Here is a 10345-nt window from a genome sequence, read left to right as displayed (position 1 = left end):
TCGCGGCCGGGCTGCTCGCCGGCTTATGAGGTTTGTGACCCGACTTCGTGGATACGCCTGAATTGTTCAGGTGTCGCGATCCTGGGGGAATCCCCAGAGTCTTCGAGGTGACCGAGCGTTGATACCGGGTTGTTTCCTAGGTGTGACTCGTCACAGGGGGGAGTCGGGCCCGCGCTCGGGTACTCTCCGTTGCGTGCGAACGGTTTTGGGGTACAACTATCCCGGCGTGGCCCATGGGGCGACTCCGGGCACGCCAATGTGCCCCGCTCGCGCGGGGTGCGCAGGCTCTGCGCCCCGATGTTCGACTCCCAACGACGCGCGTCGCACAGTATGCCGCACGCATACTCCTTGGCGCTGGAATATGACCGAAGCGCTTGTTGGGGTGACTGTACGTCAACCATGCTGTCTCGCAAGGGGGTACCTCTCAGTCGTCGCTGGGAGGGGGCACCTCTCAGCGGTAGCTGGGGGGGAGTCACGTTCCGTGACCTCTTGGAGGTACGAGGCGATGTGTCCGCCGGTTCGGATGGTGTGAGCGGTGCAGGTGCTTCAGATGCAGATGGAGGTCCGGCCCGACCCCGCGGAGGTGAGCCGGGCCCGCCGATGGGCGCGCTCGCGGCTCGCCGGGTCCGGGATAGGGGTGGATGAGCCGCTTGCCGAGACCCTGATCCTGCTGATTTCAGAGCTGGTGACCAACGCCGTGGTGCACACGGGCTGTCCGGCGGTGCTGCGCATGCTCTTCCCCGCGCAGGGCGACGGCGGCGGGCCCGGCGCGGGCGGCCGCGGGGGCCGGGGGCCGGGCTCCGGCACGGTCCGGGTCGAGGTCGCCGACGCCAGCGGCCGGGCGCCGCGGCGGCGGTGCGCGGGCGAAGAGGCCACCAACGGGCGCGGTCTTGAACTGGTCGACGGTCTGGCGGATCGCTGGGGCTGGCATCCGGAGGGTGCGGGCAAGCGCATCTGGTGCGAGGTGGACCGGGGCGCCCGTGGGGGTCATGAGGTGTACGGAAGTCATGAAGAACCGGTCCTGACGGGGCATGCGGGTTCTCATACGCCATCACAAATCGGGCGTAGTCGACAAAGTCCAGACCAGGTGTTGACGTGATGTGGTGGCTTGATCACTCTAGGATCAGCGATTCGTTGCGAGGGGACGCCGAGGGCTCTGTGATTCCTGTGAGCCGTGTGCTTGCGGCGCGGTTCCTTGGCGAGTGCGGGTCGCTGCCCGGCGCGTGACAGGGCCTCGGCGCCGGAGCCGGGTGGCGGTGCGCCGTGCCGTGCCGTGCTCGGGGTGTGCATGAGCGCACCGCCGCCCGACAGACCTGCCCCTCGCCCCGCTGTACGGCAGGCCTGCGGCCTCGTGGGCCGCGTGTCACAGGACCGCGGCGCGTCACGAGACCGCCATGGGTCACAGAATCGCCACGGGCGCTACGGGGCTCCCCGCGCCACCGACAAACGGCTCGGGCGTGGCCGACAGTAGAAACGTGTAGCGCCCCTCCTCGGCGCAGGCCTGCGACAGCTCCTCCAGATTCCAGTTCTGGCCCTGCTGCATACCCATCTCGACGAGATCGAGGGCGTGGACCGGCATCCACAGGTTCTCTATCTCCGGGGGGAAGATCTCGAAGGTGAGGGTGTCGTTGGCCACCGCGGCCACATCCCGGGCGTGGAACCACTCGGGGGTGCGGAGGGACAGGCCGGGTGAGGGGAAGGCGTAAGCCTCCTTCTCGCCCGCGAGATAGCGCTGGATCTGACCGGTGCGCACCAGCGCGATATCGCCGGGACGGACGGTGGTCTTCGCCAGCGCCTCGGCGGCGTCCAGGTCTTCGGGCGTGACGGCATGCCCCTCGGGGAGCCGGTCGAGTCCGCGGGCGCGGGCGACATCGAGGAGCACACCGCGCGAGACGATGTGCCGCGCCTTGTCGATGCCGCTGAAGGCGGCGCGGCCATGGGGGGTGACGGAGCCGGCGGGGCGGCCGTTGTAGATCCGGCCCGAGTGCGAGACATGGGTCAGTCCGTCCCAGTGGGTGCCCGCCTGCAGTCCCATCGTCACGGCGTCGTCGCTGGTGGCCACGGTGTCCGGGCCGAATATCTCCAGATTGACGGCGATCATGGTGTGCAGCGGGTTGACCCGGCCCGGGATCACGCCGGTCTGCACCCCGTCCTGCTGGAGCGGGACCGCGAGCGGGATGCGGCGGCCGCTCCGTATGGCCGCCGCGGCGCCCCTGACCACCTCGTCGGTGATCAGATTGAGCGTCCCGATCTCGTCCGCCTCTCCCCAGCGGCCCCAGTTGTTGATGCGTTTGGCGATGTCGTGGAATTCGGGCGGCAGAGTCATGGGACCTCCTCGGTTCGGCTTCCGGGCGGGATTCCGCTCGGGGGGTTGTACTCGGGCCGCGTCTGCTCAAAAATCTAACGGACCGTCAGAAACTCCGGGAGGGGACGCGACGTGGGCAACTTCTTGGGTGGCAAGGTGATCGCCGTCACCGGGGCCGGGCGGGGCATCGGCCGAGCCGTGGCACTGGCCTGCGCGGCCGAAGGAGCCCAGGTCGTCGTCAATGACTACGGGGTGTCGATCGAGGGCGGCGAACCCAGCAGCGAAGTCGCCGAGGCGGTGGTCAAGGAGATCGAGGCGGCGGGCGGAGCGGCGGTGGCCGTCGCCGACGATGTCTCGACCATGGCGGGCGGACAGCGGATCGTGGACACCGCGCTCGAACACTACGGGCGGCTCGACGGCGTGGTGTGCGTCGCCGGGATCCTGCGCGAGCGGATGCTCTTCAACATGACCGAGGAGGAGTGGGACCCGGTCGTCGCCACCCATCTCAAGGGCACCTTCACGGTCTTCCGGGCGGCCTCCGCGGCGATGCGCAAGCAGGGCTCCGGCACCCTGATCGGCTTCACCAGCGGCAACCACCAGGGGAGCGTCGCGCAGGCCAACTACGCCTCCGCGAAGGGCGGGATCATCTCCCTGGTGCGCAGCGCCGCACTCGGCCTCCACAAGTACGGGGTGACCGCCAACTGCGTCGCACCGGTCGCCCGGACGCGCATGTCCGCCAATGTGCCCATGGAGCTCAAGGAGATCGGCGAGCCGGAGGACGTGGCGGCGCTGGTGGTCTATCTGCTGAGCGACCGGGCCCGGGAAGAGAAGATCACCGGACAGGTCTATACGATCGCGGGCCCCAAGATCGCGGTCTGGGCACAGCCACGGGAGCTGCGCGCGGGATACGCGGAAGGCGCCTGGACCCCGGAGAAGATCGCCGACTTCCTCCCGGGCACGGTCGGCACCGACCCCATGCCGATGCTCGCTCAGCTCGACGCCATGGCCAAGGCGGCGGCCAAGGGCCAACGCCCCAACGCGTGACCCGCACCCGCGGGGCGGGACCACCGCCCAGCGGCAGCCGGGGGAGCGGGGCGGGAGACGGGAGACGGGAGAAGCTGTGGACTTCGCTTTCGGACCGGAGGACGAACGCTTTCGCACCCGAGCCCGCGACTGGCTCGACGAGCACGTCGCCGACGCCCTGGCCCAACTCGCCGGGCAGCCGCAACCGCAGCCGCTGTCGCAGCCCGGCGCCGCCCACGACGGCGCATCGGCGCCGGCACCGGCGCACGCACACCGCGCCTGGGAACGGGAACTCGGCGCCGACGGCTGGATCGGGCTCGGCTGGGACCGTACGCACGGCACCTACGGCAACCGGCCCGCCACACTCACCCAGCAGGTCGTCTGGGCCGAGGAGTACGCCCGCGCCGGGGCCCCCGCCCGGCTCGGCCACATCGGTGAAAACCTCCTCGCCCCTACCCTGCTCGCCTACGGCGACGACACCCAGCGCGCCCGCTTTCTGCCCCCCATCGCCCGCGGCGAGGAGCTGTGGTGCCAGGGCTACAGCGAACCCGAGGCGGGATCGGACCTCGCCGGGGTGCGGACCCGCGCCGTCCGCGACCCGGGCGACGGCACCTACCGCGTCACCGGGCAGAAGATCTGGACCTCCCTCGCCCAGGAAGCCGACTGGTGCTTTGTCCTGGCGCGCACCGAGGACGGCTCACAACGCCATCATGGTCTCTCCTTTCTTCTTGTACCGATGGACCAGCCCGGACGGGTCGAAGTGCGCCCGATCCGCCAGTTGACCGGCGACGCCGAGTTCAACGAGGTCTTCTTCGACGGCGCGGTGGCGCGCGCGGAACACCTCGTCGGCGGCGCCGGCCAGGGCTGGCGCGTGGCCATGGGGCTGCTCGCCGTGGAGCGCGGCGTCTCCACCCTCGTCCAGCAGATCGGCTTCGCCCAGGAGCTCGACCGGATCGTCCGGCTGGCGCTGCGCACGGGCGCCGCCGCCGATCCCGTACTGCGCGACCGGCTTGTCGAGCAGTGGGCCGAGCTGAAGACCATGCGCTGGAACGCGCTGCGGACCCTGGGCGAGGCATCGGGTCCCGGCGCGCCCAGCGTCGCCAAGCTGCTGTGGGGCGGCTGGCACCAGCGGCTGGGCGAACTGGCCGTGCGGATACGCGGCGCCGCGGCCGCGCTCGGCCCCGAGCGGTGGACCGCCGAGCGGCCGTACGAACTCGACGACGCGCAGCGCCTCTTCCTCTTCTCCCGGGCCGACACGATCTACGGCGGCTCGGACGAGATCCAGCGGAACATCATCGCCGAGCGCGTTCTCAACCTCCCTAAGGAATCACGCGGATGAAGACCTACGGGCCGACGGCAGACGGGCAGAAGGCGGACGGGCAGGCGGCGTACGGGCATTGGATCGGGGGAGGCCGGCGGCGGCCCGGGCAGGGGCACTACCCGGTCGTCAATCCCGCCACCGAACAGATCGTCGGCCATGCCCCGGAGGCCGACGCGGCCGACGTCGACGCCGCAGTGAGCGCGGCACGGGACGCCCACGAGGGGTGGGCGCGCACCGCCCCCCATGAGCGCGCCGCCGTGCTCGACCGCGCCGCCACCCTGATCGCCGAGCACGCCCGGGAACTGGTCCCGCTGGCCCAGGCCGAGACGGGCGCGACGATGCGCGTCGCCAAGGCCATGCAGGTGCCCCCGGCCGCCGACCGCTTCCGCCGGTATGCGCGAGGCGCCGTCGAGCCGGACACGGTCCCGCTCGCGCCCTTGCCCGTAGCCGCCTCGCCCCTCGCCCCCGGCGGGCTGATCGGCGCGGCCGCCGTCCGCCGCCCCGTGGGTGTCGTGGGCTGTATCACCTCCTACAACTTCCCCCTCGCCAACCTCGCGGGCAAGGTCGCCCCCGCCCTGGCGATGGGTAATACGGTCGTCGCCAAACCGGCCCCGCAGGACCCTCTGTGCTGTTTGGAACTCGGCCCCCTGCTGAAGGAGGCCGGGCTCCCGGACGGTGTCTTCAATGTCGTCACCGGATCGGGCGCGGCCGCGGGCGAGGCACTTGTGGCGCACCCGGGCGTCGACATGGTCAGCTTCACCGGCTCCACCGCCGTGGGAAAGAGGATCGCCGAGTCCGCAGGCCACTCGATGAAGCGCACCCTGATGGAGCTGGGGGGCAAGGGCGCGGCCATCGTCCTTGGGGACGCCGACGAGTCCGTGATCAAGTCGGCGGTCGGGGCGGTCGGTTCGACCTGGTCTTTCCACAGCGGGCAGATCTGCACGGCGCCGACCCGTGTGCTCGTCCATCGATCGCTGTACGAGCAGGTCGTCGCCGCACTCACACGGTATGCGAAGTCACTGATCGTCGGGGACCCTGTGGATAACTCCACGATCGTCGGCCCGTTGATCTCCGCGGCCCAGCGCGACCGCGTCGAGGCGTACCTCGCCGGGGCCCGTGACCAGGGCGCCCGGATCGTGGTGGGCGGCGAACGCCCCGCGGTCAAGCCCGGCTTCTACGTCGCCCCGACCCTGATCACCGACGTGGCCCCCGATATGACCGTCGCGCAGGAGGAGATCTTCGGCCCGGTCGTCGTCGCCCTCCCCTTCGACGACGAGGACGAGGCGGTCCGTATCGCCTGCTCCACGCCGTACGGCCTGTACGACTATGTCTTCAGCGCCGACGCGGGCCGCGCCTGGGGCCTCGCCGCCCGCCTGCGCAGCGGCAACGTCGGCATCAACACGGCCCAGCGCCACCCGGAGACGCCGTTCGGCGGCTTCAAGCACAGCGGAGTGGGCCGCGACGGCGGCTCGTTCGGCCTGCACGCGTACAGCGAACTCCAGTCGGTGGTCTGGGCTTCCTGAAAATGGTCCGGGCTTCCCGAGAGAGCCTGAGCAGTCCTGAGCAGTCCTGAGCGGTCCAGCGGTCCTGAGAAGTAGGGGCAGACGTGCGACAGGAAAAGAGAGTGGTGAAGTGGTGATGAGAGGCGTCATCTTCGACGGCACCGAACCGCGCGTGGTCGACGACCTGGAGATCCGGGCACCCGGCCCGGGTGAGGTGCTGGTCGGTGTCGCCGCCGCGGGCCTGTGCCACAGCGATCTGTCCGTCCTCGACGGCACCATCCCCTTCCCCGTCCCGGTCGTGCTCGGCCACGAGGGCGCGGGCACGGTGGTGGAGGTCGGTGCCGGCGTCACGCATGTCGCGCCCGGCGACCATGTCGCCCTGACCACCATCGCCAACTGCGGGACCTGCGCCGACTGCGGCCGTGGCCGCCCCACCATGTGCCGCAAGGCGATCGGCAGGCCGGGCAAGCCGTTCAGCCGCGCCGGGCAGCCGCTGTACAACTTCGCCTCGAACTCAGCCTTCGCCGAGCGCACGCTGGTCAAGGCCGTGCAGGCGGTCCGGATTCCCGAGGACATCCCGCTCACCTCGGCCGCCCTGATCGGCTGCGGCGTCCTCACCGGCGTCGGCGCCGTGCTCAACCGCGCCCGGGTCGACCGCGGCGAGTCGGTCGTCGTCATCGGCACCGGCGGAATCGGGCTCAACGTGCTGCAGGGCGCCCGGATCGCCGGGGCCGGGCCGATCGTCGCCGTCGACTCCAACCCCGCCAAGGAGGCGCTGGCCAGACAGTTCGGCGCCACACACTTCGTCGCCTCGACGGCCGCCGCCCGGGAGACCCTGCCGTCGGGCGCCGACCACGCCTTCGAGTGTGTCGGCAGCACCCGGCTCATCCGGGAGGCGGTGGACCTGCTCGACCGGCACGGCCAGGCGGTGCTGCTCGGCGTGCCGCCCGCCGACGCCGAAGCGTCCTTCCTTGTCTCCTCCATGTATCTGGACAAGGCCATCCTGGGCTGCCGCTACGGCTCGGCCCGGCCGCAGCGCGATATCGCCCTGTACGCGGACCTCTACCGCCAGGGCCGGCTGCTGCTGGACGAACTGGTCACCCAGACCTACCCCGTCGAGGACTTCCCCAAGGCCACCGACGACGCGCGGGCGGGCCGGGTGGCGCGGGCCGTGCTCACCTTCTGACCGCTGCGTTGGTGCCCGTGGGACTACCTGCCGCCCAAGGCATCGGCCATGGCATCGACAGCCGTGGCACGGAAAGTGCGCCGGTAGGCCGTGGGCGAGACGCCGAGCGCCGTCTGCAGGTGCTGCCGCATCGACGCGGCCGTGCCGAAGCCCGCGTCCCGCGCCACCTGGTCCACCGACAGATCGGTGCCCTCCAGCAGATGCCTGGCCCGCTCCACGCGCTGCTGTACGAGCCACTGCCCGGGGCTGATCCCGACCTCCTCGCGGAAGCGGCGGGTGAAGGTCCGTACGCTCATCGACTCCTGGTCGGCCCACTCGCGGAGCGAGATCGGGCGTTCCAGGCGGCTCAGCGCCCAGGCGCGCGCCGCCGTCGTGGTCGCCTGTTGCGGTTCGGGGAGCGGCCGTTCGATGTACTGCGCCTGGCCGCCGTCGCGGTACGGCGGCACCAGGCTGCGCCGCGCGACCTCGTTGGCGACGGCCGCGCCGAAATCGCGCCGTACGACGTGCAGGCACAGGTCGATACCCGAGGCGACGCCCGCGGAGGTGAGGACGTCGCCGTCGTCGACGAAGAGCACGTCAGGGTCTACCGCGATGGAGGGGAAGAGGGCCTGGAAGTGGGCGGCGCTCCGCCAGTGGGTGGTGGCGGGGCGGCCGTCGAGCAGTCCGGCGGCCGCGAGCAGATAGCTGCCGGTGCAGATGGACATCCAGCGGACGCCGGGCCGGGCGTGGAGCAGCGCGGCGGCGAGCGCCGGGGGAAGTGTGCCCTCTTTATAGACCTGCCCCATCTCGTAGCTGGTGGGCACGAGGATGGTGTCGGCTTCGACCAGCGCCTCGGGGCCGCGTTCGACGACGATGGGGAAGTCGGCGTCCGTCGACACCTCGCCGGGCTCGGGAGTGCAGCTGAACACCTCGTAGAGGCGGTCGCCCTCGGCGGAGCGGGCCTTGCCGAAGATCCTGAAGGGGATGCCCAGCTCGAAGGGGATCACGCCGGGCAGGACCAGTACGGCGATCCGGTGCCGGCTGTCGGCGTCCATGGATGAGGGCATACGGGCCTCCAACGCATCTCTCGTGGCCCGATCCTAGCGAATGCTGTCCTTCGGGCCACTCGTACGGGTCGATCACAGCGTTGATGCTGGTCAGGTGACGCAGACAACCGAACTCCCAGGGACTCCAGGTCAGGACGAGCAACCCCTTCCAGCCCGGCGGCGGCCGAGGATTCACCGTGCGTGGTGGGTCGCCGCCGTCACCTTTGTGACGATCGTCGGCGCGGCCGGCTTCGCCTCGCTCCCCGGCCTGCTGATCGACCCCCTGCACGAGGAATTCGGCTGGTCGCGCGGGCTGATCGGCTTCGCGGTGTCCGTGAATCTCGCCCTCTATGGGCTCACCGCGCCGTTCGCCGCCGCCCTTATGGACCGCTTCGGCATCCGTAAGGTCGTCGCCTGCGCCCTGACGGTGATCGCCGTGGGGGCCGGGCTCACGGTCTTCATGACCGAAGCCTGGCAGCTCGTCCTGTGCTGGGGCGTCCTTGTGGGCCTCGGCAGCGGCTCCATGGCGCTGGCCTTCGCCGCGACGGTCACCAACCGGTGGTTCGTCGAGCGGCGCGGCCTGGTCACCGGCATTCTCACGGCGGGAGGCGCGTCCGGGCAGCTGGTGTTCCTGCCCGCCCTGTCGTGGATCGTGGAGCACCACCACTGGCGCCCGGCCGCGGTCACGGTGGCGGTCGTCGCGTTCGCCGTCGTCCCCTTCGTCTGGCTGCTGCTGCGCGACCACCCGGCCGACGTAGGGCTGGCCGCGTACGGGGCCGAGGGGCCGCCCCCGCCCAAGCCCGCCCCGCAGCGCGGCGCGGCCCGCCGGGCGATCAACGCGCTGCTCTCGGCCGCGCGCACCGGCCCGTTCTGGCTGCTGGCCGGGACCTTCGCGATCTGTGGCGCCTCCACCAACGGCCTGGTCAAGACGCACTTCGTGCCCGCCGCGCACGACCACGGCATGCCGGTGACGGCCGCCGCCGGCCTGCTCGCAGTCATCGGGATCTTCGACATCGTCGGCACGGTGGCCTCCGGCTGGTTCACCGACCGGTTCGACGCGCGGCGGCTGCTCGCCGTCTACTACGCGCTGCGCGGGCTGTCGCTGATGTTCCTGCCGATGCTCCTGTCGGACTCCGTGCACCCCCCGATGCTCTTCTTCATCGTCTTCTACGGACTCGACTGGGTCGCGACCGTGCCGCCCACCATCGCGCTGTGCCGCGAGCACTACGGAGAGGACAGCGCGATCGTCTTCGGATGGGTGCTGGCCTCGCACCAGGTGGGCGCGGGGGTGATCGCCTTTGTCGGAGGCGTGGCGCGGGACACCTTCGGGTCGTACGACATGGTCTGGTACGGCGCGGGCGCGCTGTGCGCGGTGGCCGCGCTGATGGCCCTGGTCATCCGGCGGGAGCGGGAGGAGGTCCCCCGCATCGCCTAGGGCTGAGCCCGGTCCTGGCCGTGCGGCGCCAGGGTGGCGAACTTGCCGCGGTGGAAGAGGAGGGGGCCCGAGCGGGCGGTGAGGTCGTCCGTGCCGAGGGCGCGGACGCGGCCCACGACCACCAGGTGGTCGCCACCGGTGTGCACGGCGTGGACCGTGCAGTCGATCCACGCGGGGACGTCCGCGAGCCGCGGCGAGCCGGTCACCGGGGCCGGCTGGTGCCGGACGCCGGCGAACTTGTCCGGCCGCCGGGATGCGCTCACCGCGAAGCCCCGGCACAGCCCGCCCTGGTCCGCCCCCAGGATGTTGGCGCAGAAGGCCCCGGCACGGGCGATGCGCGGCCAGGTCGTGGATGTACGGGCGACCATGAAAGCGATCAGCGGCGGGTCGAGGGAGAGGGAGGAGAAGGACTGGCAGGCGAACCCGGCCGGGCCCTCCTCGTCCATGGCCGCGATGACCGTGACACCGCTCGCGAAGTGGCCGAGCACCCGCCGGAACTCCGCCGGGTCCTGCGGAAGACGCTCGTCCGCGCGTACGGCGCGCAGGGC

9 protein-coding genes are annotated in these 10345 nt (G+C 71.3%); 6 read left to right on the top strand and 3 right to left on the bottom strand.

What is annotated here, in order from left to right:
• The first annotated feature begins 535 nt into the window (after positions 1 to 535).
• Positions 536 to 1099, top strand: coding sequence for an ATP-binding protein (locus CCN51_RS46705; RefSeq protein WP_014178854.1), 564 nt, complete (start codon positions 536 to 538; stop codon positions 1097 to 1099).
• Positions 1100 to 1399: 300 nt separating this feature from the next.
• Here CCN51_RS46705 and CCN51_RS46700 read toward each other — a convergent pair whose 3' ends face one another.
• A complete protein-coding gene (locus tag CCN51_RS46700; protein ID WP_014178855.1) occupies positions 1400 to 2326 on the bottom strand; it encodes a cyclase family protein in 927 nt (308 codons plus the stop codon).
• 111 nt (positions 2327 to 2437) lie between these two features.
• On the opposite strand from CCN51_RS46700, the gene CCN51_RS46695 reads away from it, so the two are divergent.
• From CCN51_RS46695 to CCN51_RS46680, 4 genes are all read left to right on the top strand, one after another.
• Positions 2438 to 3349: an SDR family oxidoreductase gene (locus CCN51_RS46695; RefSeq protein WP_014178856.1), complete on the top strand. Its 912-nt coding sequence runs from the start codon at positions 2438 to 2440 to the stop codon at positions 3347 to 3349.
• Between the two features lie 76 nt (positions 3350 to 3425).
• The gene (locus CCN51_RS46690) at positions 3426 to 4667 is read left to right on the top strand and encodes an acyl-CoA dehydrogenase family protein (protein WP_014178857.1); all 1242 of its coding nucleotides are present in this window, start codon (positions 3426 to 3428) and stop codon (positions 4665 to 4667) included.
• A complete protein-coding gene (locus CCN51_RS46685; protein ID WP_014178858.1) occupies positions 4664 to 6172 on the top strand; it encodes an aldehyde dehydrogenase family protein in 1509 nt (502 codons plus the stop codon). The genes CCN51_RS46690 and CCN51_RS46685 overlap by 4 nt, the downstream gene beginning before the upstream one ends.
• Positions 6173 to 6287: 115 nt before the next feature.
• A complete protein-coding gene (locus tag CCN51_RS46680; protein ID WP_014178859.1) occupies positions 6288 to 7337 on the top strand; it encodes a Zn-dependent alcohol dehydrogenase in 1050 nt (349 codons plus the stop codon).
• A gap of 23 nt (positions 7338 to 7360) precedes the next feature.
• Here CCN51_RS46680 and CCN51_RS46675 read toward each other — a convergent pair whose 3' ends face one another.
• Positions 7361 to 8371, bottom strand: a complete 1011-nt coding sequence (locus CCN51_RS46675; RefSeq protein WP_014178860.1) for a GlxA family transcriptional regulator — start codon at positions 8369 to 8371, stop codon at positions 7361 to 7363.
• A gap of 52 nt (positions 8372 to 8423) precedes the next feature.
• Between CCN51_RS46675 and CCN51_RS46670 the strand changes: the two genes are divergently transcribed.
• Positions 8424 to 9797: an MFS transporter gene (locus tag CCN51_RS46670; protein ID WP_078610600.1), complete on the top strand. Its 1374-nt coding sequence runs from the start codon at positions 8424 to 8426 to the stop codon at positions 9795 to 9797.
• Here CCN51_RS46670 and CCN51_RS46665 read toward each other — a convergent pair.
• On the bottom strand, positions 9794 to 10345 hold a 552-nt coding region (locus CCN51_RS46665; RefSeq protein ID WP_107426265.1), incomplete at its 5' end, for a flavin reductase family protein. The genes CCN51_RS46670 and CCN51_RS46665 overlap by 4 nt on opposite strands.

The organism is Streptomyces milbemycinicus (assembly GCF_002154605.1).
GTDB classification, from domain to species: Bacteria; Actinomycetota; Actinomycetes; order Streptomycetales; family Streptomycetaceae; genus Streptomyces; species Streptomyces milbemycinicus.
The sequence above is the reverse complement of the archived record's forward strand: the minus strand, read 5'-3'. Positions and strand labels throughout refer to the sequence as shown.

Coding starts and splice junctions, on each gene's coding strand:
- CCN51_RS46700 (WP_014178855.1), bottom strand. CDS start 2,326: ATGACTCTGCCGCCCGAATTCCACGACATCGCCAAACGCATCAACAAC.
- CCN51_RS46685 (WP_014178858.1), top strand. CDS start 4,664: ATGAAGACCTACGGGCCGACGGCAGACGGGCAGAAGGCGGACGGGCAG.
- CCN51_RS46680 (WP_014178859.1), top strand. CDS start 6,288: ATGAGAGGCGTCATCTTCGACGGCACCGAACCGCGCGTGGTCGACGAC.
- CCN51_RS46675 (WP_014178860.1), bottom strand. CDS start 8,371: ATGGACGCCGACAGCCGGCACCGGATCGCCGTACTGGTCCTGCCCGGC.
- CCN51_RS46670 (WP_078610600.1), top strand. CDS start 8,424: ATGCTGTCCTTCGGGCCACTCGTACGGGTCGATCACAGCGTTGATGCT.